The sequence below is a fragment of the Luteimonas salinisoli genome (assembly GCF_013425525.1).
In the GTDB taxonomy this organism is placed as follows: domain Bacteria; phylum Pseudomonadota; class Gammaproteobacteria; order Xanthomonadales; family Xanthomonadaceae; genus Luteimonas; species Luteimonas salinisoli.
Map to the genome: position 1 here is coordinate 12,698 of NZ_JACCKA010000092.1, position 23,871 is coordinate 36,568.

A 23,871-nucleotide genomic window follows, 5' to 3' on the forward strand; every position below is an offset into this window, starting at 1 on the left:
CGCGACCATGGTGGCCGGAATGCTTCGCCGCGCACGGGCGATCGCAGGCGCGGGGCCGGCGAAGGGCGCGGACGGCCCGCTATTCTCGCCGATGCGGCCGGCGCGGGCAAAACCGACCTTGGTCGGGGGCCGGATGGGCCCCGGGCGAGCGCCGTGGGCCACGGCTCTATACTCGCCGCAAGCCCGCATCGGCCAGCCGCTTGTTCGCGATCCCGGTCCCTCCCGTCTACACCGCAGGCGTGCTGCGGCGCGAGCTCTACCTGCTGGCGCTCTACCGCCTGCTGGAAGCGAGCCTGCTGGGCCTGATGGTGTTCAGCCCGGTGGGCGCGCTGATCGGCGAGCCGCACAATGCGGTGCTGGCGCAGGCCACGTGCCTGGCATACCTGGCGGCGTCGCTGGCGCTGCTGCAGTGGACCCGCGGCGCGAAGGCCAGCCTGCCCGAGCAGGCGCTGATCGGCGCCGGCGTGGACGTGGTGGTGGCGACGCTGGCGGTGCACGCGCTGCCCACCGCCGGGCCCGGCGTGGCGCTGATGCTGCTGGTGAACCTGGGCGCGGCCTCGCTGTTCCTGCCGCTGCGCCTGGGGCTGTTCACGGCCTGCTTCGCGGCGCTGGCGCTGCTGGCCGAGTACGTGTGGTCGCAGGTGCACGAGAGCGGCGCGCAGCGGCCGCTGGCCGAGATCCTGATGTTCACCGTCAGCTTCTTCGCCATGGTCACCCTGACCCACCTGTTGGGCCGGCGCCTGCGCGAAAGCCAGGCCCTGGCCGAGCGCCGCGGCCAGGAGGCCGAGAACCTGGCCGGCATCAACGAGCTGATCATCCGCCGCATGCGCACGGGGGTGCTGATGGTCGACGACGGCCGCCGCGTGCGCATGGCCAACGAGGCGGCGCTGCGCCTGTTCGGCGACGCCTCCGACAGCCTGGAAGGGCGGACGCTGGCCGAGCTGTCCCCGGAACTGGGCGCGCGCCTGGAGCGCTGGCTGCAGGGCGGCGCGCTCGACGACACGCCGCTGCTGCACGGCCCGGAGCAGTTGGAGATCCAGCCGCGCTTCGCCCGCCTGCTGACCGAGGGCGACACGGTGCTGGTGTTCCTCGATGATGCCTCGCTGGTGGCGCGCCGCGCCGAATCCCTCACCCTGTCGGCGATGGGCAGGTTCTCGGCCAGCCTGGCCCACGAGATCCGCAATCCGCTGGCGGCGATCAGCTACTCGGTACAGCTGCTGGAGGAGTCCCCGGACCTGCCCGAGAGCGACCGCCGCCTGGTGCAGATCATCCACCAGCAGTGCCAACGCACCAACGGCATCGTCGAGAGCGTGCTGGGGCTGGCACGGCGCGAGCGCGCGGTGACCGAGCAGTTCGACCTGGTGGCCTTCGTGCGGCGCTTCGTCGACGAATTCCAGCAGCTGGTACCGACCGAGAACGGCGCGCTGCGCAGCGCCGGCCGCGAGCGTCCGCTGCAGGGCATGTTCGACCGCCGCCACCTGCACCAGGTGCTCACCGTGCTGGTGCAGAACGCGATCAACTACGGGCGCATGCCCGGGGAATCGGCGCGCGTGACCATCGCCGTGGCCGAACGCGAGGGCCGCCCGGCGATCGAGGTCAACGACCGCGGGCCGGGCATCCCCGAGGCGGTGGTGCCGCAGCTGGGGCGGCCGTTCTTCACCACCTCCGAGCACGGCACCGGCCTGGGCCTCTACATCGCCCGCGAGCTGTGCCGCGCCAACGGCGCCAGCCTCGACTACGTCGCCGTTCCCGGCGGCGGCGCCTGCTTCCGCATCCTCTTCTCCGGCCGCAACCCCCTGCTCTCGTAGCGCCCCGCCCCCGCGAAGCGGCCGCGCCCGCCCGGCAGCAGCGGCCTCGCCCGTAGGAGCGCCCCATGGCCGCGAAAGCCGTGGGACCCTCCGGCCAGACCGGCGGCGATTGCCGGTGTTGCCAGCCGCGCCGGCTTTCGCGTGCATGGCACGCTCCTACGGACCGGTCCACCACGGACAGCGTTGGCGGGCGCCCATCGGGTCGCCGATCTCGCAATGCAGCAATCCGCTTGGCGCCCCCTTTGGGGCCCCTCGGACTCGGCGACTGACCCATTGCGACGCATCCGCTGACACGCAGCGCTCAAGTCGTGCCATGCGCGGCCGATAACGGCCTTGAGGCGGACCCCTGCTCTCGCCGACGTGACCAAAACCGCGCGAAATGGCCCATTTTTGCCACCAAGTCCGTGCTCTAGGGCACAATACCTACCGTCGCCCGTACGAGTTCCCCCTAGTGACAGAGAACCGCAGCGTCCTCATCGTCGACGACGAGCACGACATCCGGGAATTGCTGGTGCTGACCCTCGGCCGGATGGGCCTGCGCACCGATACCGCCCCGAACCTCAACGCCGCCCGGCAGATGCTGGGCACCGTGGCCTACGACCTCTGCCTCACCGACATGCGCCTGCCCGACGGCTCCGGCCTGGAGCTGGTGGCCGAGATCTCCACCCGCTTCCCCAACACCCCGGTGGCGGTGATCACCGCCTACGGCAACGTCGAGGCCGCGGTAGAAGCGCTCAAGGCCGGCGCCTTCGACTTCGTCAGCAAGCCGGTCGACATCCACATGCTGCGCGGCCTGGTCAAGCAGGCGCTGGACCTCAACGAGCGCGGACGCGCGCAGACGGACGACGCCGGCCGCCTGTTCGGCGAGTCCGAGGCGATGGTGTCGCTGCGCCGCACCATCTCCAAGGTGGCGCGCAGCCAGGCCCCGGTGCACATCAGCGGCGAGTCCGGCACCGGCAAGGAATTGGTGGCCCGTACCATCCACGCCCAGGGCGCGCGCGCGGCCGGGCCGTTCGTGCCGGTCAACTGCGGCGCGATCCCCGCCGAGCTGATGGAAAGCGAGTTCTTCGGCCACAAGAAGGGCAGCTTCACCGGCGCCCACGTCGACAAGCCCGGCCTGTTCCAGGCCGCCGACGGCGGCACCCTGTTCCTGGACGAGGTGGCCGAGCTGCCCCTGCCGATGCAGGTCAAGCTGCTGCGCGCGATCCAGGAGAAGACCATCCGCCCGGTGGGCTCGTCGAGCGAAGTCAACGTCGACGTGCGGATCCTCTCGGCCACCCACAAGGACCTGGCCACCCTGGTCGACCAGGGCAGCTTCCGCCACGACCTGTACTACCGCATCAACGTGATCGGCCTGCAGGTGCCGCCGCTGCGCGAGCGCGACGGCGACCTGCCGCTGCTGTCGACGGCCATCCTGCAGCGCCTGGCCCATGCCATGCACCGCGCCACGCCGGGGCTCGCGCCCGCCGCGCTGCAGGCGCTGGAGGAGTACGCGTTTCCCGGGAACGTGCGCGAGCTGGAGAACATCCTCGAGCGCGCCCTGGCCATGGCCGAGGGCGAGGCCATCCAGGCGGAGGACCTGCAGCTGCCGCGCGGCGCCGCCGCCGCGATGGCCGCGGGCGGCGCGGGTACCGGCAGCGCGGCAGGCCAGGGCGCAGCGCCCAGGCCGGGCGCCGACCCTCGCACCCTCAGCCCCTACGACACCGCTTCCAGCGCCCTGCCCTCCTACATCGAGGAGATCGAACGCGCCGCCATCCAACAGGCGCTGCAGGAGAACCGCTTCAACAAGACCAAGACCGCGGCGGCGCTGGGCATCACCTTCCGGGCGCTGCGCTACAAGCTCAAGAAGCTGGGGATCGAGTAGCTCCGCCCCGGGACCGCGCGCCCCTACAGGAGCGGCCCATGGCCGCGAAAGCGCGCGCGCCTCGACCCTACGCGATAGCTGAGCTGCCCCCTGATGCAACGCATCCCTCGGTCGCCTTGCTACGGCCCACCCGCTCCGACGACAATCCGGCGCCATGACGCGCTGGAAAGCCTCATCCATCCACCTGGCACTCAGCGCCGTCGTCGCCAGCGCGGTGTTCGCCCTGTTCGTGCTGGTCTGGTACCCCCCGCCGCTGTTCGGCGCCACCGGCGGCACCCGGCTGCTGCGCACCATCCTGCTGGTCGACGTGGTGCTCGGGCCGCTGCTCACCTTGGTGGTCTACAAACCCGGCAAGCGAGGGCTGAAGTTCGACCTGGCGACCATCGCCACTTTGCAGGTATGTGCACTGGTCTACGGCCTGTTCGTCGCCTTCCAAGCGCGCCCTGCCTATATCGCAGTCCTGCCTTATCGCGCCACGCTGGTGCGCGCCGACGAACTGTATCCGCACGATCCGGCGCCTGCGGGCCGCTATGCCAAGACACCGCTATGGGGCGCCGAGCCGGTCGGGGTGGACGACCCGTCGAGAGAAGCCAAGCGCGCCCTGCTCGATGATTTCCTGGCCGGCAAGCCAGACATCGACTATCGGCCCGGTTACTACGTCCCTCTCGACCAACGCATGGCGGCCATCGCCAGAGAAGCCGAGCCGCTGCAGCGGCGCATGGAGAGCGATGCCCCTGAACATCAGCGCTACGTAGCCTGGTTGCGCGAGAGAGGCCGGAACACGTCCGACGGACTTTACGTCCTGCCATTGATCACGCCCGTCGACGAGCTCGAAGTGGTGCTCGACGCCCGCGATGCCTCCGTCGTGGGCTTCCTGCCAGCCCCTCCACCGCCCGCTTCGAAGTAACGGCCTTCTTCGATTTAAACCTGAACGGGCTCACACTTCACCCGCTGGGACGCCGTTTGGGCTTGGCCGCGACGCGTCACTTTCGACAGAAAAGTGACATTTTTTGTCATATCCTCAAGACTTGCAGAAACCGGCGCCCCGGCTTTTGTGATCCACCACGAAACCACTTGTTGACCGCCCCCGCAATGTCCGGATTGGCACGTATTGTGCGTACCTACCGTCGCACGTGCGGTGTCGCACGGCTGCCCAACGGACCCGGTTCAGCCGGCCCACGCGGCACGTGAAGCAAAATCCACTCCTAGGGGATACACATGAAGAAGATGCAGAAGGGCTTCACCCTGATCGAACTGATGATCGTCGTCGCGATCATCGCCATCCTGGCGGCCATCGCGCTGCCGGCCTACCAGGACTACCTGATCCGCTCGCAGGTCTCCGAGGGCTCGACGCTGGCTTCCGGCGCCAAGACCGCCGTGGCCGAGTTCTACAGCAACAGGGGCACGTTTCCGACTGCAAACGAGTCGGCTGGCCTCGCCAACGCCGCGTCCATCGTCGGCAAGTACGTTTCCAACGTCAACGCCGCGAATGGCACCATCGCAGCCACTTTCAGTGGTCCTGCTGCGAATGCCAAGATCTCCGGCGATATCCTGATCTTCTCGGCGATCACCAATGCCGGCAGCATCGAGTGGACCTGCACGAGCACCACGATCGACGACAAGTACCTGCCGACGTCCTGCCGCTGATACCCCACTCAATGTAGCAATGGCGTTTCGAGGGCCGCACTTGTGCGGCCCTCTTCTTTTTGAACGGACATGCAGAACTTTCGAACTTGGGCCCCCTGGCTTGGCTTGGTCGCCAGCGTCGCCCTTGCGGGTCTGGCCTATCGCCCAGGCCTTTCCGGCACATTCCACTTCGACGACTTCGCCAACCTGCCAACGCTTGGCGCAATGGGCCGTATCGACAACTGGCCAACATTTTGGCGCTACGTTACATCGGGGCACGCCGATCCGACCGGCCGACCGATCTCGGTACTGAGCTTCTTGCTGGATGCTCGCGACTGGCCCGCAGAGCCCTATCCCTTTCTCCGTACCAACCTGCTGCTGCATCTCTGCAACGGCGTGCTGCTCGCCTTGCTCTTGACCCGTCTAGGCTGCCTTGTTTCTGGCTCAATGCAGGAGTCCAAACTCGGTGATGGCAAGGTGCGGGCACGAATGGCCGGAGTACTCGGTGCAAGTTTCTGGATGCTGCATCCGCTCTTCGTATCCACCACGCTCTATGTCGTTCAGCGCGAGGCGATGTTGCCGGCCACATTCGTTCTGATCGGACTCCTGGTCTGGCTGCGAGCGCGCCGTCTCTTCCAGACTGAGCGTGACAAAACGGGCCTAGCTCTCATGGCGCTCGGGCTTGGTGGCTGTACGGCATTGGCAACCCTGAGCAAGGCCAATGGCGCACTGCTACCGGCTTTCGCCCTGGTGATCGAGGTGGTGGTGCTGAAGCGGTTGGATCCGATACGCCGGCCCGCGGTCTATCGCCGCGCGATGTTCGCCTTCGCCTGGATTCCTACGATAGCTATCGCAGCCTACTTACTTGGCGCCGGTTGGAACGGGCTATTTCACGGCATCTCGGACAGCCGCCCATGGACTCTGGGCCAACGGCTGCTGACCCAGCCGCGTGTCATCCTGGAGTACCTGAACTTGCTATGGATGCCCAGGCCATTCGGATCGGGCATCTTCAATGATCATGTGCAGCCATCCAATTCCCTTTTTTCTCCGATCAGCACGGCGCTTTCGTTGGCAACCCTGCTCGCGCTGAGCGCGGGAAGCTGGACCTTTCGCCGTAGGTATCCATTGGCCGCATTGGCAATCTTCTTCTATTTCGTCGGCCAACTCATCGAGTCGAGCACGATAGCGCTCGAACTCCAGTTTGAGCACCGCAATTATCTGCCTTCCATGCTCATGTTCTGGCCGCTTGCCGCGTGGCTGTGTGGCTTCCGCCTATCCGCCGGCGACTCCGGTGCCAACACCTTCTCACTGATGCGACCGTTGTTGGCGATCGCCCTGGTAGTTGGGCTGGCCAGCATGACGCATATGCGTGCGAGCCTCTGGGGAGACACGCGAACACAGGCCATCCTTTGGGCCGAGCTCAATCCCGACTCGGCGCGTGCCCAGGCGTATGCGGCCAGCGTCGAAGTCGAGAACGGTCGGCCCGACCAAGCCAGGCATCGGCTGCGACGTGCGCTGAACAACAACCCAGACGACATCCAGCTTGCCTTGGGTCTCTTCTCAGCAGAATGCACCATCGGCAATGTAGCATCCGACACACTCACAGATGCCGCTACTGCATTTGCCAGGACACGCGAAGTAGGCGGGCTACTTACCAGTTGGTTCGCGCAAGCAATCACGCGAGCCGAGAAGCGTCCATGTCCAGAGCTCAACCTGGAAGTGCTTGAGGGTCTCATAGAAGCGGCGCAAGCCAATCGATTCCTGCAGTCACGACCCGCTCGCAGGCAGGACCTCCTGCACCTCCACGGAAGAATCGCCCTTGCGCGCGCTCGCCCGAACGTCGCCCTAGCCAGCTTCAATCAAGCCTTGGAGGAGCAAGTAAGGCCTGGCTTCGCACTCGAGCAGGCAGCGTTGCTCGGAGCCGCAGGATATCCGGCGCTCGGATTGGCCCACCTTGATCACTACGATGCCATGGAGCCAGAGAAGTTCACTCCGGGCTTCGGGATGCCCCGCATACACATGTGGGTGCTGGACATGCAAGGCTATTGGAAGAGGGAGATGATTCACCTGCGCGAAGTTCTAATGAAGGACTCAACGCCTGTCCGCGTGGGGGCGCATTGATGCTGCGCGGTGATCCGAAGGCTCATGGCAGTTCGGCGCTACCATCTGCCCGAACATGGATGCTCGTCGGTCTGCTGCTGACGATCGCCGCGTACTGGTCCGGCCTCTCAGGCGCGTTCCTGTTCGATGACTACCCTAATATTGTCAACAATCAAGCTTTGCATTTGAAAGACTTGGATGTGCCGGGATTGTCCCGGGCGGCCCTTTCCTCACCATCAAGCGAATTGAAACGACCGCTTGCGTCGCTCAGCTTCGCCTTCAATCACCTGGCGACTGGTTTGGATCCCTTCTGGATGAAGGCGACCAATCTGATCATCCACCTCCTCAATGGTCTGCTTGTTTACGGCCTGGCAAAGCGGCTGTTGCGTCTGGCCGACGGCGGCGATACGCCCCGCCTCGGAGGAGTCGCGGCAGCGATCGCTTCGGGGTGGCTACTACTGCCAATCAATCTGAGCGCCGTGCTCTATGTGGTGCAGCGAATGGAGGGTTTGGCGAACCTGTTCGTACTCTTTGGTCTCTGGTTGTACGTCAAGAGCCGGCAGCGAATGCAAAGCAGGGGAACCGGGGTATGGTTGTGCATAGCAAGTCTTGCCATTCCTACGGCACTGGGGGTCCTGGCGAAGGAGTCGGCCGTCATGCTTCCGCTCTATGCATTCTGCGTGGAATGGCTGTTGTTCGGATTCCTGACCAGTCGTGCCGACAGGCGCGATGTCAGGATCCTCGCCACGTTCGCATTGCTCCTTGCCGTGCCACTCGTGGCCGGCCTGCTGTGGCTGCTGCCGAGCGTACTGAACCCGGAAAACTGGGCCGCGCGGGACTTTACCTTGGGCACTCGCCTACTGAGCGAAACGAGGATCGTGACTGGGTACATTCCATGGACGTTGTTTCCCACCCCCAGCTCGCTGTCGTTCTATCATGATCAGGTAGAGGTATCAGCGGGGTTGTTCTCTCCTTGGACGACTTTCGCCAGCATCATCTTTCTGGTCGCCTTGGCCGTGATTGTCTGGACGATGCGGAAGCGCGCGCCGCTGGTTTCGCTGGGACTGACGTTCTTCCTGGGAGGACACCTTCTTACGGGCACTATCCTTCCGCTGGACTTGGTCTACGAGCACCGCAATTACTTCGCCAGCTTCGGCCTGCTGCTCACGATCGTGCCTTTCCTCGCCGTCGACAGTGCCCGTTCATTCGCCCGGTTCCGGTGGATGCTGCTTGGCCTGCTTCTCGCTGGTTGGTTCAGCCTGACGACCTTCACCGCATATGCTTGGGGCGACCCGCTGCGGCTAGCTCGGGATCTGGCAACTCGCAATCCGAATTCTCCACGCGCCCAGTACGAACTCGGGTTCACGTACGTTGTCTACTCGCACTATTTGCCCAGTTCCCCGTTCGTTTCGCTCGCATACGAACAGTTGGAGTTGGCAGCCAGCCTTCCTCGCTCGCCCATCCTCGCTGAGCAGGCACTTATTATGATGAGCGCGCGGATGGGATCTCCGCAGAATGAGGAATGGTGGAACAACTTAATAATCAAGATGGCAAGGAGGAAGGCATCTGCGGACGACATCAGTGCCCTGGCAGCGCTCGCCACCTGCCAGGCCAATGGCGATTGCGATTATCAGGGGCGTACCCTGGTGCCGGCGTTCTTGGCCGGACTTGCGCATGCCAATCCCGAACCACGGCTGATGGCGACGTATGCAGAGTATGCATGGAACGTACTAAGGGATCCTGATCTGGCATTGCGGATGGCGAGGGAAGCGGCCCGAGCCAGTCCAACCGAACCAGCCTATCAAGTCACGTTGGTGCGCATCCTAACCGCGCTCGGGAATAAGGAGGAGGCGGAGCGCGCTCTAGGCGGGCTCCGGGCCCTCAATCATGGAGGGCAACTGGACGACGAAATCGAGAAGCTGACCCGTGTTCTGGCAGAACCGGCACACTGACCAGTGTTAGCGTGACGCAGCGCATACTTTGCTCGTATTTTCTGGCTAGCTTCTTGCTTCTGCTTTCCTATGAGTACCACAGGCAACCCGGAACCGGCCCTGGGTCGCAAAGTCATTTCAGGGGGAAGCGATGAAAAGAGAACGAGGGTTCACGCTCATTGAATTGATGATCGTCGTAGCGATCATCGCCATTCTGGCCGCGCTGGCATTGCCCGCCTACCAGGACTACCTGATTCGGGCCCAGGTGAGCGAGGGGGTCTCTCTTGCCACGGGAGCGAGGACGGCCGTCTGGGAGTATGCGGCCAACCATGGCCGCTTGCCGGCAAGCAATTCAAGCGCCGGTCTGCCAGCCAAGGGAACCATTGTTGGCAATTACGTCAGCGAGGTCGAGGTCGCCGCGGGCGGTATCCAGATAACTTTCGGCCGTGATGCCAATACAGATATCGCCGGCGCGACGCTGATCCTGCTGCCAACGCTCGCCTCAACTTCTGGCACCGTCGACTGGACCTGCGTTGGCGGAACGGTAGACAAAAAGTATCGGCCCACGATCTGCCGTTGATTCCTCAACAGCCGGCCTTGAGCCAACTCCAGTGCCCGCGGCCTTTAAGTTCGACGCGGGTAGTCTGAACTACCTTGCGGTTGCCCGCGCGGGAACGCCGACATAGACCTCGTCCGCCGCCAAGCTACCGCGGACGAGCGCCCCTGCTCCGACCACGACTCGGTCTTCGACTATCGATCCCGATAGAATCGTTGCGCAAGCCCCGATCCAGCAGCCGTCACCAATTACCACGCCGCGGGCCTCGGGTTCCCAGCGCTCGCACAACGGCGAACCATGCGCCAACCCGGGATCGGAATGGCTCAACACAGTAACCCTTGGGGAAAGCGCACTTCCATTGCCGATAGCAACAGGGCCCTCGAGATCGATGAGGCATCCAGCCCCGATATGGACGTCGTCTCCGACGCGTAAATTCGAGAACCCGTTTCGAAGATTGATGAAACGACATTCGTAGATACGTACGTTGCGCCCAATCCTTGCACCCAGCATTGCCAGGCACCGTGCGCGGAGTCTAGGGTGGATCAGGATCCGCGCAAGCAACTCCGCCACCATGTAAAGCCCAGCTCTAAGATCAGACACCCTTCTCTCCTCCGAAGAAGTCGCGTCTCATCAGCCAGATCCCAAGCATTGCAGCAATAGCGTCCATCATCAGCAGGACTGCGCGAGATACCAAAGCCAATGCCCCCATATCTGCATGCGTCATCCCAACGGCGGGAGCCAGTAAGACCATTGCGCCCTCGCGCACCCCCAACCCGCCTGGGAGCATGCTCAAAGCGCCGGCCACATACGAGAGCGACATCGCTGCAACAATAGCCAATGAATCTCTCGCGTCGAGCCCCGTTATGCTCACCACAAGAAGCCACCACCCAGCACAGTACAGGAGGATGTAAATCGCAAGCCTCGCGTACGTATCACGCGTCAACTCGCCCCCGGGCCCTCGCCCCACAGATTCGGCTTCACGCCTCAGGAAGGCGAACTTGGCTATGCGGGGTAAACACCTCCTTGCCAAGCGCGCTAGCTGCGCCAAGCTGTCCATGCTCAGTATCAGAGCACATCCGGCGAATGTAGCCAGTAAGGCAACTGCTGCGGCCATGAGGCCGCTGATCCACCCGACAAGGCAGGTGAGTGCTACACCAAGCACCACCATCAAGACCAGGATCGCGAGCTCGATATTCGCCCCGACCACGGCAGCGGTGGATCCGGGCGCGCGCAACATGCTGACTTGCATCGCGACGCCCCAGATTCGACCTGGCACGTACTTGGCAACCTGAGACACCAGGAATATCCCCAAAGCGGATGAGGACCGAGCACCCCCAGATGAAGATCGACTGACCAGCGCGGCAAATACGTGGCCGATCTGGACGTTACCGAACGAAAGCAGGAGCACCGACGAGACGGCTATGTGCCACCTAGCACCGGTGAGCATACCTACAATTACCGTCCAACTTTCGTGTACCAGCCAGGCAAAGATGATGACGACAGCCGATAGAATCGTACAACCCAGCGCCCGCCTAGCCTTCATCGCCGTTTCCAGTAGAGTCACAGGCGAAACCTCTCGATCGCCTGCAACTCATGATCCGCGAGTGCGGAGCACACCAAAGAGTGCGCGAGATCGTCACGATTGCTTCTTCAGCAGGAATACGAAGGAGGGCATCAATGGGAGAAGTAGATCGTGCACGACGCCCGGCAGCCGGCCAAAGGTCCTCATGACCCGTGGTTGCAATCCTTTGCCTTCAATGGATAGAGCTCTTTGTGGGATTGCGTTGCGCACGCTAAATCCACTTTGTCTGAACCATGATACGAGCCGCCAAGAGGTGGTCGAATAGGCATCCAACTCAGATGCGCATCTCGAGCCCAGCACTGTCATGGTTCTATGTGCAGTGCTTCGCGGCAGCCAATGTACGAACGGCCAGAACACGTGGGGTTCGATCGGCCACAGCAGGTTGGGGCCGGCGAAATAGCACACCCCACCCGGCACCAGAACACGATTGATATTTCTGATCAGCGCGAATGGATCGCGCACGTGTTCGTAGACTTGATTGCAGACGACCACGTCGATTGACGCACCCGGCAACGGAGGCTCCGGACCATCGAACTCGCCCACCATAAGCCTCAGATTGGAGTGTTCGGCCATTGCCCCGCGCCAAGCATCCCAGGGCTCTGGATCTATCCCGGTAACATGTCGCGCGATGCCAGCAAGTGTGGTTGCGATAGCGCCACTTCCGCAGCCAACGTCCAACCACGCGCCTTTGGAGACGCCGGGACCGAAGTTCCGCTCCATCGTGCGCCAGATCGCCAACGCCTTCCTATCTCGACCGACGTTGCTCCAGCGAGGTGTACGAGCGATATCGAGATCATGCATCTGCGACCGCTCCTCACATGCAGGCAAGTCGGCGGGCGACGACCTGAAGATCGAACGTCTTCAAGTGCGCCGCCATTCCCGGAGCAAACTCTTGCGCTGACCCTGCGACCGCTTGCGAGATAGCATCGGCGAATCCCTCTGCCGACGCCGACGCGGAAAGGACGCCACAAGGCGGATCGTCGAGCAGCCTCGGCAAATCGCCTACGGGCATAGCTATCACGGGGCAGCCCAGCTTAACTGCATCAGAGAAAACCACTGGAATACTCTCCACGCGGGATGGAATCAATAGCCAGTCCGCCCTCAAGAACGCCTCTTCCGCTGCCACCCGATCCAGAAAGCCCCGCAACACGACCGGCTTCCCAGCTGCACGCAGTTCTTCAACGCCTGATCGCACTATCGACTCAAGTGGCCCACCACCACAGATTTCCACGGCCTCGATGCGTTTCCAGTCGCTTTCATCCAGCATTTTCAGCGCATCTAGAAGCAGGTCAACGCCCTTGTTCTTGTGCCAACGACCCAGGAACAGCAGCCGGTACGGCGGTGCGGACTTCAGGGGCACGGATCGCTTGCTGCTAATACGGCGTGTGCTGGGCAGGAACTCGACTGGTCGTCCAGAAATTGCACGGGTGTCCTCAGCGAGCTTCAATCCATCTGACCAGCAACGCTCTGCATCTCGCAATACTCGCGCCAGACGCGCCCTGACAAGCGGAATTCGGCCTAATGTCCAGATATCGCTGCCCAATGTCCATACGGAATAGCTTGCGCCACACTTATCAGCGGCATATCGCGCCCAGTCGCCACAGGGCAACGCCCACAATGCAAGGATATGCCGAACGGGGCCATGCGCGATTGCCGCCTCAGTCGCTGCACGACCAGCCAGCATGACCTGCAGAATCCTCCATGCATCCATGGGATTCCACGGTCTTAGTGTCGATAGCGGTTGGTCTGGGCACGCGTAGCGAAACACCTCAACACCTGGACACCAGGCTTCATGGCCTGACGCACCACCAGGGGCGACGACACGAACGGGGAGCTCCTTGCTAAGCTCCTCTACGAGGTCCGCCGCGAATGACCCAGCGGCCTCGCTACCGTCTGCCTTGATTGGAAACGAGGACGTGATGGCAACCAGCGCTGGCTCAGTATTCACGGACGAATTGCCTTCAGGCGGTACCCTGCTGTCAACGCTGTCCATGCGGGTAGTGCGCGACCCAGGAGCCAACTCGCTGCGTTCACTAGCGGAACTAGTGCAGCCACGAATGGGAACAGCACTAATGACGGTCGTTTGTCCTCAATTGCCTTGCTCATCATCCCGGCAAGCGCGAGATTGAAGAGTAAACCGGCAGATTCGGCACTACCCAAGTTCTCTACAAGATCATCTACCAAGAACCCAGCCTCCGCCATCTCGCGCAGCAGGCCATGACAGGTATAGCGCTGGTAGTCGTGCGGCGCGTCGTGGACCGGATACAAGAAAGGCAGAGTGAGGAACAACTGCCCCCTTGGCTTCAGCACGCGCGCGATCTCCGCCAACGCTCCAGAAGGGTCACGAAGGTGCTCGAGCACCTCCAGCAGCAGCACCGTGTCGAAGCTGGCATCGGGAAATGGCAGGCTGGCAGCGTCCGCAAACACATCTGGACGAGCGCCGTACAGTCGGCCGCCCGTCGCAGGATAGTCGACACCTACGTATTCGCACTCTCTTGACAAGTGTCGTTCCATCCAGCGGTCTGCGCAACCGATATCCAGGACGAGACCGCGCGCATCTCGCTGCACCCAGTTCGCCGTTTTCTTGAAATCACCGAGCAGCCATTGCGGGTGAAACGGCGTTCTTCTGAGTCGCTCCATACAGCTCCGTATACGTGAGGCAGTCACACTCATACGTCACGCCGATACGTCAGTGCCGTGATCTGCTCGGAAACTAAACCGATCAAGAAAATGATGACGGCTGCACTGAACAGCAAGGTGCTCATGTTCGTAAATCGACCTTGGGTCGCAAACGTATAGACGTAATATCCAAGCCCAACAAGGAAGAACAGTACTGCCGTCGGAGCAAACAGCTTGAGGGGTGAGTACAGCGTTGCGATTTTGAAGATTATTAGCAGGAAACGGATGCCATCACGAATTGGCTTGATGTGGCTCTTTCCCAGGCGTTTCGCGACCGGCACGGGCTCGTAAGCCACGGAATAGGCACTACGAAAAAATGCCATAGTGCTGGTGGTCGGATAGCTGAAGCCATTGGGTAGAAGGTGCAGGAACTCGCGGAACTTCTGCGCCTTTGCCACGCGCAAGCCTGAGGTCAGATCCTTTACGTTGAATCCCGTCATGCGGCTCGCCAGCCAATTGTAGAAGGCGTTCGCGACCCCCCGGCTTAATCCCGCCTGCCCCGACCAGTCCCGGGCGCCGACCACCATGTCGTAGCCCTCCTCCAGCCGCGTCAGCAGGCGCGGGATGCTGGCCGCGTCGTGCTGGCCGTCGGCGTCCATGAACACCAGCACGTCGCCCCCGGCCACCCTGGCGCCACGCTTGATGGCCGCGCCATTGCCCATGGAATAAGGGGAAGACAGCACCTTGGCGCCGAGTTCCACGGCGATCCGGGCGGTCGCGTCGGTCGAACCGTCGTCGACCACAATGATCTCGGCGTCCGGCAGCAGCGCCCGCAGCCCCGGGAGGGTGCGGCGCAGCCCTTCGGCCTCGTTCTTGGCAGGCAGGATCACGGATATCTGCATATGGGCTCCCCTTCGCGACAGGGTAGCCGGAAGCCCCCGCGCCGTGGAAGCCGGGCTGTCCAGATGCGACGTCAGGCACGGTTCCTGCATGGCCTTGACCATGCAAGAATCGGACACGCTGCAGGCTGCCTCGTCCACCACATCGGCGCCCCTGCCTACGCAGCCCGGTTGGACGGGGGCCGGGGGACCAGGCACTGGCCTGTTCAAGGTCGACCGCACGTTGTTACGGTAAAGTCCCGAAATGCTAGGGGGAGATGGCTTCCAATGAGCGCAGTACCGACCGCCAACCTGATCGGCATCACCGGCATCGCCCGGCGCCTGGTGCTGGACGGCGCCCTGGACGACACCGCCGCCCGCGAGGCCCTGGACAAGGCCACCGCCCAGCGCAAGCCGATCGCCGGCTGGCTGCGCGAGCACAAGCTGGTCACCGGCGCCCAGCTGGCCGCGGCCAACTCCATCGAGTTCGGCATGCCGGTGTTCGACCCGGCCACCATGGACGCCAGCCTGGCGGCGGTGAAGCTGGTCAAGGAGGAGCTGCTGCGCAAACACTGCGTGCTGCCGCTGTTCAGGCGCGGCGGCAAGCTGTTCGTGGGCACCGCCGACCCCACCAACACCCACGCCCTCGACGAGGTGAAGTTCCACACCAACCTGGTGGTGGAACCGATCCTGGTGGACGAGGACGCGCTCAAGCGCACCCTGGAGATCTGGCTGGAGGTCAGCGACAGCTTCGGCGATGCCCTGGAGGACGCCGACGGGCTGGAGGGGCTGGACGTCGGCAGCGACGAGATCGCCGCCGAGAGCGCTTCCGACGTCAAGGGCGACGACACCCCGGTGGTGAAGTTCGTCAACAAGGTGCTGATCGAGGCCATCAAGAAGGGCGCCTCGGACATCCACTTCGAGCCCTACGAAACCGACTACCGGGTGCGGCTGCGCATCGACGGCATCCTGAAGCAGTCGGCCAAGATGCCGGTCAAGCTCAACCAGCGCATCACCGCGCGCCTGAAGGTGATGGCGCAGCTGGACATCGCAGAGAAGCGGGTGCCGCAGGACGGCCGCATCAAGCTCAACCTGTCCAAGACCAAGCAGATCGACTTCCGCGTCAGCACCCTGCCCACCCTGTTCGGCGAGAAGGTGGTACTGCGTATCCTGGACGCCAGCGCCGCCAAGCTGGGCATCGACAAGCTCGGCTACGAGGAGCACCAGAAGGCCCTGTTCGTCGAAGCGATCCAGAAGCCCTACGGCATGGTGCTGGTCACCGGCCCCACCGGCTCGGGCAAGACGGTGTCGCTGTACACCGCGCTCAACATCCTCAACGACGACCAGCGCAACATCTCTACGGTCGAGGACCCGGTGGAAATCCGCGTGCCGGGCATCAACCAGGTGCAGATGAACGTGAAGCGCGGCATGACCTTCGCCGCCGCGCTGCGCAGCTTCCTGCGCCAGGATCCCGACGTGATCATGGTCGGCGAGATCCGCGACCTGGAGACTGCCGAGATTGCCATCAAGGCGGCGCAGACCGGCCACATGGTGCTCTCGACCCTGCACACCAACGACGCCCCGCAGACCATCGCCCGCCTGATGAACATGGGCATCGCGCCGTACAACATCACCAGTTCGGTGACCCTGGTGATCGCGCAGCGCCTGGCGCGGCGGCTGTGCGACCGCTGCAAGAAGGTGGTGGAGCTGCCGGACGCGGCGCTGCTGGCGGAAGGGTTCACCGCCGACGAGGTGCATGCCGGCATCAAGCTGTACGAGGCGGTGGGCTGCGACGAGTGCACCAACGGCTACAAGGGCCGCTCCGGCATCTACCAGGTGATGCCGATGAGCGAGGAGATCCAGGAGATCGTGCTGCGGGGCGGCAACGCCATGCAGATCGCCGAGGTGGCGGAAAAGGCGGGGATCAACGACCTGCGCAAGTCGGCGCTGCAGAAGGCCCGGCAGGGGGTGACCAGCCTGGCCGAGATCAATCGCGTCACCAAGGACTGAATCGCCGGGCAGGCCGGAGCGACCCGCCCTGTAGGAGCGGCCCATGGCCGCGAAAGCCGACGAATCCAGGCTGCTGGGCGACAGGGACCCGGGATCGGCCCACCGGGGCAAATGGTTTGGCTCGCCAGGGTCCGGGCGATGCGGGGATCCAAGGAGTGCGGGCTTTCGCGGCCATGGGCCGCTCCTACGGGGGGCGGGTTGCCAGCCGGGGGCTCAAACCCTGCGGGGCGTCACAAACGCAAATTTCACAACGGCCCGCAACCGGCTACCATGCGGGCATCACCCGGCCCGGGGAGGCCGGTCCAGGGGAGTTGAACGATGGCCGTCACCCGTACCGCCGCCAAGACCGCCGCCCGCAGGAAGGCCGGCCAGCCCGCCAACGCCCGCAAGGGCGTGACCCTCGACACGTTCGTCTGGGAGGGCACCGACAAACGCGGCACCAAGATGAAGGGGGAGCAGCAGGCGAAGAACGCCAACATGCTGCGCGCCGAGCTGCGCAAGCAGGGCATCAACCCGACGGTGGTCAAGACCAAGCCCAAGCCGTTGTTCGGCAGCACTGGCCGGAGCATCACTCCGAAGGAAATTGCGGTCTTCAGCCGCCAAATCGCCACCATGATCAAGTCCGGCGTGCCGATCGTGCAGGCGCTGGAGATCATCGGCGGCGGCCACAAGAACCCCAAGATGGCGCAGATGGTCAACGACATCCGCCTGGAGATCGAGAACGGCACCTCGTTCTCCGAGGCGTTGGCCAAGTTCCCGGTGCAGTTCGACGAGCTGACCCGCAACCTGGTCGCGGTGGGCGAAGCGGCCGGCGTGTTGGAGACGGTGCTCGACAGCATCGCCACCTACAAGGAGAACCTGGAGACCCTGAAAGGCAAGATCAAGAAGGCGCTGTTCTACCCGGCCATGGTGATCGTGGTCGCGATCCTGGTCAGCGCGATCCTGCTGATTTTCGTGATCCCCCAGTTCGAAGCGGTGTTCTCTAACTTTGGCGCGGAATTGCCTGCGTTCACCCAGATGATCGTCGCCGCAAGCGACTTCATGGTCAGTTACTGGTGGGCCATGCTCCTCATATCGATCGCAACCATCACTGGCTTTATCTTCGCCTACAAACGCTCACCTTCGATGCAACATTTCATGGATCGCCTCATCCTCAAGATCCCGGTGCTTGGCCAGATCATGCACAACGCGGCAATCGCGCGCTTCTCGCGCACCCTGGCCACCACTTTCAAGGCCGGCGTGCCGTTGGTCGAGGCGCTGGAGTCGGTGGCCGGCGCCACCGGCAACACCGTGTACGAGAAGGCCACCCACCGCATCCGCGAGGACGTGGCGGTGGGTTACCAGATGAACATGGCGATGAAGCAGGTGAACTTGTTCCCACACATGGTGGTGCAGATGACCGCGATCGGCGAGGAGGCCGGCGCGCTCGACACGATGCTGTTCAAGGTGGCGGAGTTCTACGAGGAAGAGGTGAACAACGCGGTCGATGCGCTGTCCAGCCTGATCGAGCCGCTGATCATGATCTTCATCGGCATCGTGGTGGGCGGCATGGTGATCGGCATGTACCTGCCGATCTTCAAGCTGGCCGCGGTGGTCTGACGGTGCCGCACCGCTAGATGGCGTTCCTCGACCAGCACCCCGGCCTCGGTTTCCCGGCCGCGGCCGGATTCGGGCTGCTGGTGGGCAGCTTCCTCAACGTGGTCATCCTGCGCCTGCCGCGGCGCCTGGAATGGCAGTGGAAACGCGATTCGCGCGAGATCCTGGAGGAGCCGGAGCTGTACGATCCGCCGCCGCCGGGGATCGTGGTGGAGCGTTCGCACTGCCCGCATTGCGGGCACCAGCTGGCCTGGTACGAGAACATCCCGGTGTTCAGCTGGCTGGCGCTGCGCGGCCGGTGCCGCAGCTGCAGCGCGCCGATCTCGATCCAGTACCCGCTGGTGGAACTGCTGACCATGCTGCTGGTGGTGGCCTGCGTGTGGCGCTTCGGGTTCGGCTGGCAGGGATTCGGGGCGATCGTGTTCACCTGTTTCCTGATCGCGCTGTCGGGCATCGACCTGCGCACCCAACTGCTGCCGGACCAGCTGACCCTGCCGCTGATGTGGCTGGGATTGATCGCGGCCTCCGACAACCTGTTCATGCCCGCCAAACCGGCGCTGCTGGGGGCGATGGTGGGGTATGCCAGCCTGTGGACGGTGTGGTGGCTGTTCAAGCAGCTCACCGGCAAGGAGGGCATGGGCCACGGCGACTTCAAGCTGCTGGCGGCGCTGGGGGCCTGGTGCGGGCTGGTCGGGATCCTGCCGATCATCCTGCTGTCGGCGGTGGCCGGCGCGGTGATCGGCTCGGCCTGGCTGGCGATGAAGGGGCGCGACCGCGCCACACCGATCCCGTTCGGCCCGTTCCTGGCGATCGCCGGCTGGGTGGTCTTCATGTGGGGCGCCGACCTGATGGCCCTGTACGCCCGCTACACCGGCCTGTCCCTGTAGGAGCGGCCCACGGCCGCGAAAGCCGGCGCGGTGGGCAATACCGGGAATCGCCGCCAATCCGACCGGAGCCTCCCGCGGCCTTCGCGGCCATGGGCCGCTCCTACGGGAATGGGCTCGCCGCAGCCGCGCAGGAGCGGGCCATGCCCGCCGCTAGACGCCCGTTCCGGAGATACAATCCGGCCATGGCACTGCAGATCGAACGTTTCCGCCCCGGTATCGCCGAGCTTTGCCGGAAGTACCGCGTCAGCAGGCTGGACCTGTTCGGTTCTTCCGTGGGAGACGATTTCGATCTCCGTCGCAGCGACCTGGATTTTCTGGTCGACTTCGTGGACACCGGGCCGGAGGGCGCAGCAGACAGGTATTTCGGCCTCCAGGAGTCCCTCCAGGGGCTGATGGGCCGCCCAGTGGACCTGGTCGTCCGACGCGCCATCCACAACCCCTACTTCCTCGACTCGGCCGAGCGCCAACACCTGAATCTCTATGCAGCGTGATCCACGCGCCTGGCTATTCGACGTCATACAGGCCGGCGAACGGGTGCAGCGCTTCGTCAGCAAGCGGACCTATGCCGACTACCAGGCCGACGAACTGTTGCGCGCGGGAACGGAACGCCAGTTCGAGATCATCGGGGAGGCACTCAACCGGCTCGACCGCCACCATCCTGACCTGACCCCAAGCATCCGCGAACACCAAAAGATCGTGGGGTTTCGCAATGTGCTGATCCATGGCTACGCCATCGTGGATGATGCCGTCGTATGGAGCACCGCAACGGAAAAGCTGCCGACTCTGCTGGAAGACGCCCGAAAGTTGTTGGCCGCACTGGATGAAGCTGCTCCGTCCGGCGACACGGATCCATGAGCGATTACATCATCGGCCTGACCGGCGGCGTGGCGTCCGGCAAGAGCGAGGTTGCGCGACGGTTCGAGGTGCTGGGGATCGCCGTGGCCGATGCCGACATCGCCGCGCGCGAGGCGGTGGCGACGGGCAGCGCCGGGCTGGCGGAGGTGGTGGAGGCGTTCGGCGTCGAGGTCCTGGACGCGAACGGCGCGCTGGACCGCGCGGCAATGCGGCGCCGGGTGTTCATGGACGACGCCCAGCGGCGCCGGCTGGAGGCCATCGTGCACCCGCGCGTGCGCGCCGCGCTACGCGACGCCTGCGAGGCCGCCCCGGGTCCGTATGCCATCGCCGCCATCCCCCTGCTCGCCGAGGGCGGCGGACGGGCGACCTACCCGTGGCTGCAGCGGATCCTGGTGGTGGACGTGCCGCGCGCGGCACAGTTGGCGCGATTGCTGTTGCGGGACGGGATCGACGAGCTGTTGGCGAACCGGATGATCGACGTGCAGGCCACGCGCCAGGAGCGCCTGACGCTGGCCGACGACGTCATCTTCAACGACGGCCCGCTGGAGGCGCTGGACGCCCATGTGGCGGCGCTGGACCGACGCTATCGCGCGCTGGCGGCAGCAGCCGCGGAGCAGGCCCCGCTGTAGAACGCCCCCTCGTAGGAGCGTGCCATGCACGCGAAAGCCGGCGCCGGTGGACGCACCCGGGATGGGCCGCCAAATTAGCCGGAGACGCCCTCCTGAAATCAACGACAGTCCGCCGGAGGCTCCCGCGGCCTTCGCGGCCATGGGCCGCTCCTACAGGGGCGTTGGGGGCGACGCGAGAATCTTCAGCGGAGAGCGCGGATTGCCGCCTCGGGCTCCCGCTCGATGACGCGGAGCAGCGCCTTGGCCGGTCCTGTCGGCTCGCGCCTGCCTTGTTCCCAGTTGCGCAAGGTGCCCACCTCGACCGCGATCAGGCGCGCGAATTTGGCTTGCGAAAGACGGGTCATGGCGCGAATGCGCTTCACGTCGGTGGGGTCGACGTGGAATTCCCGGGTGGGAGCGCGCTCGCCCCGGGCGATCTCGCCCATTTCGGTCATGCTCTCTACCAGTTCGGCAAACAGTTTCCTGTCCATCGTCACCACCTTTCGTTCAGGGCGCGGAGAACCCGCTTCTCGTCTTCGCTGAGGTCATCCTTGACGTTCTTCGGATAGATCAGCAGTAGGCGGATCTGGTGCGCTGCCGCGAGATGAAAGTAAATCACCCGCGCGCCGCCACGCCCCTGGCCGCGACACGGATCTTGCGGAGGCCTCCAGTGCCCTGGATGACTTCGCCCGCGATCGGGTTGTCGGCGAGTTCGTGCTGGAACCGGGTGTATTCGTCCTCGCTGAGCAACGCCTCGACTTGCCGCGTGAACACGGAAGTCTCGATGAAGATCATGGCGGGCAAATGTACGCCATTGACGTATGTGCGTCAATGGCGTACAGACAGGCTGCCGGCGGCGCTTGTGTAGGAGCGCACCACGCTTGCGGGAATCGGCACCGGCCGTCGCCAGGCATCATTGCCGACCCCCATCGCAGCCTACCTTCGCAGCCATTGGGGGCTCCTACAGCCAGACGGCGTTCCAGAAGGGGTAGTCGGCGGGGCGGCGGGCGAGGCCGGCGCGGATCGGGTTGCCGACGATGTAGCGCGCCAGGCTGCGCAGGTCCTCGTCGCTGCGCAGCAGGTGGTCGTGGTAGGCCCTGCTCCATACGCGGCCGCTGCGTCCCGTGGCACGGTTGATCCGGCGTGCGCTGCCCGATTTCAGGGTTCGCAGCATGTCTGCGAGAGGGGTCTCGTCGTCCAGCCGGAGCAGGCAATGGACGTGGTCCGGCATGACCACCCATGCGAGGACGGAGGCGCCCGGCGTCAACGCCGGGTCGTGCAAGGCGGCCGCGGCGGCGCAGGCGGCCGGGAACGACTGGAACAGCGGGTCGCGGCCATGGGTGGTGAAGGTCACGTGGTAGGCGTGACCGGGCATCGAAACGCGCCCGGTGCGCAATGCGGCATGGCCTCGAGCGGGAGGCGGGGATGTGGTGGTCGTGGACATGGCGCCATCGTCCACGGGGTGTCCCACCCGCGGGAATCCGGGAGTCCCTCATGCACGGGTCGGAATTCCCCGAATCTCCCGTAGGAGCGACCCATGGTCGCCAAAGCCGGCGCGGCTTGGGGTTGGAGTGGCGTCGGGATTGCAGGACGGCTGCGACCGGGGATTGGGTTGCGGGCGTCGCGGCGTTCGTGGGCCGGCCGGTGTTGCGGGCCTTCGCGGGCATGGCCCGCTCCTACGGAAGGCGGTCAGCGGGTCGGGGCAGGCGGCCAGAGGCTGCGGATGGCGGCGATGCCCTGAGCGCCGTGGCGGCGGGCTTCGGGAAGGTCGTCAGGGGCCAGGCCGCCGATGGCGTACAGCGGCAGGGACACCGCCTCACGCAGGGCGGCGAAGCCCTCCCAGCCCAGCGTGGGACCGTCCGGGTGGCTCGGGGTCGCGGCGACGCTGCCGAGGACGGCGAAGTCGCAGCCCAGGCGCTCGGCGTGGCGCAATTCCTCGGCGCCGTGGCATGAGGCCGCCACGGGCTGGGCCGCGGGCAGCGGGCGCCCGGGGAGTTCGGCTAGCTGCGCCGCACGCAGGTGCAACCCCGCCCCGGTGGCGCGCGCCAGGGCGAGGTCGGCGCCGACCAGGGCCTGGGCGCCGGCCGGCCGGCAAAGGTCCAGGGCCGCGGCGACCAGGCGCTCGCGCCTGCCCTGCTCCAGTCCGTGCAGGCGCAGGTGTAGCTGGCGGACGCCGTTGGCCAGCGCCTGCCGCAGGCGTTCGAGCCAGGCGTCGTCCCCGCCCTCCGCGGGCTCCGGGGTGACGAGGTAGCGGTCGGGGCGCAGCAGCGCGGCCACCACCGGTCGGTCGGCGGCGGGCATGGCGTAGCTGGGGAGCCGATGGCGGGGCACCCAGGCCAGCGCCTGCCCCTCGTGGCCCTGCGGAGTGCCGCGCCAGGCGGTCACGTGGCGCACGTCCAGGCGCAGGCGCTTGTGCGGGTAGGCGTGCGGCACGACGATCAGTTCCGCGCCGATGTCGGCCTCGATGCCGAGCTCCTCGCGCAGTTCGCGGGCCAGGGCCTGCTCGGGGGGTTCGCCGGGTTCGCGCTTGCCGCCGGGGAATTCCCAGAGGCCGGCCAGGTCGCGGCCCTCGGTGCGACGGGTGAGCAGGATGCGGCCGCCGGGATCGGTGATCGCAGCGGCGACGACCTCGACCGGGCGGGCGTCAGGCATTGGACCGGGTTGCCGTGGGGTCGCATCGTGATGCGGGGCACGGTGGCGGGCATGGCGCGCGGGCTGCGCGGCGAACGGCCGCTCCTGCAGGATTGGGCAGCAGGAGCGCGCCGTCCTGTAGGAGCGCGCCATGCGCGCGAAGGCCGGCGCGGTTGGCAATGCCGGTGTTCACCGCCCATCCGGCCGGAGCCGTCCGCGGCCTTCGCGGCCATGGGCCGCTCCTACAGGATTGGGCAGCATGGGAGCGCCGTCCTCTAGGAGCGCGCCATGCGCGCGAAGGCCGGCGCGGTTGGCAATGC

General features: G+C 64.9%; 23 protein-coding genes. 13 read left to right on the forward strand and 10 right to left on the reverse strand.

Annotated elements, in window-relative coordinates:
• Positions 1-200 precede the first annotated feature (200 nt).
• From H0E84_RS18360 to H0E84_RS18390, 7 genes are all read left to right on the forward strand, one after another.
• The gene (locus tag H0E84_RS18360) at positions 201-1,808 is read left to right on the forward strand and encodes a sensor histidine kinase (RefSeq protein ID WP_257644297.1); all 1,608 of its coding nucleotides are present in this window, start codon (positions 201-203) and stop codon (positions 1,806-1,808) included.
• A gap of 451 nt (positions 1,809-2,259) precedes the next feature.
• Positions 2,260-3,672: a sigma-54-dependent transcriptional regulator gene (locus tag H0E84_RS18365; protein WP_345776346.1), complete on the forward strand. Its 1,413-nt coding sequence runs from the start codon at positions 2,260-2,262 to the stop codon at positions 3,670-3,672.
• 154 nt (positions 3,673-3,826) lie between these two features.
• Positions 3,827-4,579: a type IV pilin accessory protein gene (locus tag H0E84_RS18370; RefSeq protein ID WP_180680111.1), complete on the forward strand. Its 753-nt coding sequence runs from the start codon at positions 3,827-3,829 to the stop codon at positions 4,577-4,579.
• 311 nt (positions 4,580-4,890) lie between these two features.
• Entirely contained in the window at positions 4,891-5,319 is a 429-nt protein-coding gene (locus H0E84_RS18375; protein ID WP_180680112.1) for a pilin, read from the forward strand.
• A gap of 69 nt (positions 5,320-5,388) precedes the next feature.
• A complete protein-coding gene (locus H0E84_RS18380; protein ID WP_180680113.1) occupies positions 5,389-7,419 on the forward strand; it encodes a tetratricopeptide repeat protein in 2,031 nt (676 codons plus the stop codon).
• Complete coding sequence (locus H0E84_RS18385) at positions 7,419-9,350, forward strand: hypothetical protein (protein WP_257644298.1); 1,932 nt, start codon at positions 7,419-7,421, stop codon at positions 9,348-9,350. Before H0E84_RS18380 ends, H0E84_RS18385 begins: the two co-directional genes overlap by 1 nt.
• A gap of 130 nt (positions 9,351-9,480) precedes the next feature.
• Positions 9,481-9,909, forward strand: coding sequence for a pilin (locus H0E84_RS18390; protein ID WP_180680115.1), 429 nt, complete (start codon positions 9,481-9,483; stop codon positions 9,907-9,909).
• Positions 9,910-9,978: 69 nt separating this feature from the next.
• Here the strand turns inward: H0E84_RS18390 and H0E84_RS20905 are convergent, their stop codons facing one another.
• From H0E84_RS20905 to H0E84_RS18420, 6 genes are all read right to left on the reverse strand, one after another.
• A complete protein-coding gene (locus H0E84_RS20905) occupies positions 9,979-10,458 on the reverse strand; it encodes an acyltransferase (protein WP_425600510.1) in 480 nt (159 codons plus the stop codon).
• 19 nt (positions 10,459-10,477) lie between these two features.
• A complete protein-coding gene (locus tag H0E84_RS18400) occupies positions 10,478-11,428 on the reverse strand; it encodes a lysylphosphatidylglycerol synthase domain-containing protein (RefSeq protein WP_180680117.1) in 951 nt (316 codons plus the stop codon).
• A 93-nt stretch (positions 11,429-11,521) separates the two neighbouring features.
• Positions 11,522-12,268 (reverse strand): class I SAM-dependent methyltransferase, encoded by a 747-nt coding sequence (locus tag H0E84_RS18405; protein WP_180680118.1) that lies wholly within the window; start codon positions 12,266-12,268, stop codon positions 11,522-11,524.
• 13 nt (positions 12,269-12,281) lie between these two features.
• A complete protein-coding gene (locus tag H0E84_RS20775; RefSeq protein WP_345776347.1) occupies positions 12,282-13,460 on the reverse strand; it encodes a glycosyltransferase in 1,179 nt (392 codons plus the stop codon).
• Positions 13,412-14,107, reverse strand: a complete 696-nt coding sequence (locus H0E84_RS18415) for a class I SAM-dependent methyltransferase (protein WP_219339831.1) — start codon at positions 14,105-14,107, stop codon at positions 13,412-13,414. Before H0E84_RS18415 ends, H0E84_RS20775 begins: the two co-directional genes overlap by 49 nt.
• 29 nt (positions 14,108-14,136) lie before the next feature.
• Positions 14,137-14,988 carry a glycosyltransferase family 2 protein gene (locus tag H0E84_RS18420; protein ID WP_180680180.1) on the reverse strand — a complete coding sequence of 284 codons (852 nt, stop codon included), beginning with the start codon at positions 14,986-14,988 and terminating at the stop codon, positions 14,137-14,139.
• A 264-nt stretch (positions 14,989-15,252) separates the two neighbouring features.
• Here H0E84_RS18420 and pilB point away from each other — a divergent pair, with 264 nt between their 5' ends.
• From pilB to coaE, 6 genes are all read left to right on the forward strand, one after another.
• A complete protein-coding gene (pilB, locus tag H0E84_RS18425) occupies positions 15,253-16,974 on the forward strand; it encodes a type IV-A pilus assembly ATPase PilB (protein ID WP_180680121.1) in 1,722 nt (573 codons plus the stop codon).
• 318 nt (positions 16,975-17,292) lie between these two features.
• On the forward strand, positions 17,293-18,573 hold the full coding sequence (locus tag H0E84_RS18430) for a type II secretion system F family protein (RefSeq protein WP_180680122.1): 1,281 nt from the start codon (positions 17,293-17,295) through the stop codon (positions 18,571-18,573).
• Positions 18,574-18,590: 17 nt separating this feature from the next.
• Positions 18,591-19,457 carry a prepilin peptidase gene (locus tag H0E84_RS18435; RefSeq protein ID WP_180680123.1) on the forward strand — a complete coding sequence of 289 codons (867 nt, stop codon included), beginning with the start codon at positions 18,591-18,593 and terminating at the stop codon, positions 19,455-19,457.
• A 182-nt stretch (positions 19,458-19,639) separates the two neighbouring features.
• Entirely contained in the window at positions 19,640-19,948 is a 309-nt protein-coding gene (locus H0E84_RS18440) for a nucleotidyltransferase family protein (RefSeq protein WP_180680124.1), read from the forward strand.
• Positions 19,938-20,312: a HepT-like ribonuclease domain-containing protein gene (locus H0E84_RS18445; RefSeq protein WP_180680125.1), complete on the forward strand. Its 375-nt coding sequence runs from the start codon at positions 19,938-19,940 to the stop codon at positions 20,310-20,312. The genes H0E84_RS18440 and H0E84_RS18445 overlap by 11 nt, the downstream gene beginning before the upstream one ends.
• Positions 20,309-20,941 (forward strand): dephospho-CoA kinase, encoded by a 633-nt coding sequence (gene coaE / locus H0E84_RS18450; protein ID WP_180680126.1) that lies wholly within the window; start codon positions 20,309-20,311, stop codon positions 20,939-20,941. Before H0E84_RS18445 ends, coaE begins: the two co-directional genes overlap by 4 nt.
• A 182-nt stretch (positions 20,942-21,123) precedes the next feature.
• Here the strand turns inward: coaE and H0E84_RS18455 are convergent, their stop codons facing one another.
• The 4 genes from H0E84_RS18455 to H0E84_RS18470 form a co-directional block, all read right to left on the reverse strand.
• The gene (locus H0E84_RS18455) at positions 21,124-21,411 is read right to left on the reverse strand and encodes a helix-turn-helix domain-containing protein (RefSeq protein WP_180680127.1); all 288 of its coding nucleotides are present in this window, start codon (positions 21,409-21,411) and stop codon (positions 21,124-21,126) included.
• 124 nt (positions 21,412-21,535) lie between these two features.
• On the reverse strand, positions 21,536-21,715 hold the full coding sequence (locus tag H0E84_RS20580; protein ID WP_257644299.1) for a hypothetical protein: 180 nt from the start codon (positions 21,713-21,715) through the stop codon (positions 21,536-21,538).
• Between the two features lie 166 nt (positions 21,716-21,881).
• Positions 21,882-22,364: an REP-associated tyrosine transposase gene (locus H0E84_RS18465; RefSeq protein WP_180680128.1), complete on the reverse strand. Its 483-nt coding sequence runs from the start codon at positions 22,362-22,364 to the stop codon at positions 21,882-21,884.
• 245 nt (positions 22,365-22,609) lie between these two features.
• Positions 22,610-23,572 (reverse strand): Nudix family hydrolase, encoded by a 963-nt coding sequence (locus H0E84_RS18470; RefSeq protein WP_180680129.1) that lies wholly within the window; start codon positions 23,570-23,572, stop codon positions 22,610-22,612.
• Positions 23,573-23,871 lie beyond the last annotated feature (299 nt).

Coding starts and splice junctions, on each gene's coding strand:
- H0E84_RS18415 (WP_219339831.1), bottom strand. CDS start 14,107: ATGGAGCGACTCAGAAGAACGCCGTTTCACCCGCAATGGCTGCTCGGT.
- H0E84_RS18470 (WP_180680129.1), bottom strand. CDS start 23,572: ATGCCTGACGCCCGCCCGGTCGAGGTCGTCGCCGCTGCGATCACCGAT.
- H0E84_RS18430 (WP_180680122.1), top strand. CDS start 17,293: ATGGCCGTCACCCGTACCGCCGCCAAGACCGCCGCCCGCAGGAAGGCC.
- H0E84_RS18455 (WP_180680127.1), bottom strand. CDS start 21,411: ATGGACAGGAAACTGTTTGCCGAACTGGTAGAGAGCATGACCGAAATG.
- H0E84_RS18465 (WP_180680128.1), bottom strand. CDS start 22,364: ATGTCCACGACCACCACATCCCCGCCTCCCGCTCGAGGCCATGCCGCA.
- H0E84_RS18370 (WP_180680111.1), top strand. CDS start 3,827: ATGACGCGCTGGAAAGCCTCATCCATCCACCTGGCACTCAGCGCCGTC.
- H0E84_RS20580 (WP_257644299.1), bottom strand. CDS start 21,715: ATGATCTTCATCGAGACTTCCGTGTTCACGCGGCAAGTCGAGGCGTTG.
- H0E84_RS18420 (WP_180680180.1), bottom strand. CDS start 14,988: ATGCAGATATCCGTGATCCTGCCTGCCAAGAACGAGGCCGAAGGGCTG.
- coaE (WP_180680126.1), top strand. CDS start 20,309: ATGAGCGATTACATCATCGGCCTGACCGGCGGCGTGGCGTCCGGCAAG.
- H0E84_RS18380 (WP_180680113.1), top strand. CDS start 5,389: ATGCAGAACTTTCGAACTTGGGCCCCCTGGCTTGGCTTGGTCGCCAGC.
- H0E84_RS18405 (WP_180680118.1), bottom strand. CDS start 12,268: ATGCATGATCTCGATATCGCTCGTACACCTCGCTGGAGCAACGTCGGT.
- H0E84_RS18390 (WP_180680115.1), top strand. CDS start 9,481: ATGAAAAGAGAACGAGGGTTCACGCTCATTGAATTGATGATCGTCGTA.
- H0E84_RS18385 (WP_257644298.1), top strand. CDS start 7,419: ATGCTGCGCGGTGATCCGAAGGCTCATGGCAGTTCGGCGCTACCATCT.
- H0E84_RS18435 (WP_180680123.1), top strand. CDS start 18,591: ATGGCGTTCCTCGACCAGCACCCCGGCCTCGGTTTCCCGGCCGCGGCC.
- H0E84_RS20905 (WP_425600510.1), bottom strand. CDS start 10,458: ATGGTGGCGGAGTTGCTTGCGCGGATCCTGATCCACCCTAGACTCCGC.
- H0E84_RS18375 (WP_180680112.1), top strand. CDS start 4,891: ATGAAGAAGATGCAGAAGGGCTTCACCCTGATCGAACTGATGATCGTC.
- pilB (WP_180680121.1), top strand. CDS start 15,253: ATGAGCGCAGTACCGACCGCCAACCTGATCGGCATCACCGGCATCGCC.
- H0E84_RS18445 (WP_180680125.1), top strand. CDS start 19,938: ATGCAGCGTGATCCACGCGCCTGGCTATTCGACGTCATACAGGCCGGC.
- H0E84_RS18400 (WP_180680117.1), bottom strand. CDS start 11,428: ATGAAGGCTAGGCGGGCGCTGGGTTGTACGATTCTATCGGCTGTCGTC.
- H0E84_RS18440 (WP_180680124.1), top strand. CDS start 19,640: ATGGCACTGCAGATCGAACGTTTCCGCCCCGGTATCGCCGAGCTTTGC.
- H0E84_RS20775 (WP_345776347.1), bottom strand. CDS start 13,460: ATGGACAGCGTTGACAGCAGGGTACCGCCTGAAGGCAATTCGTCCGTG.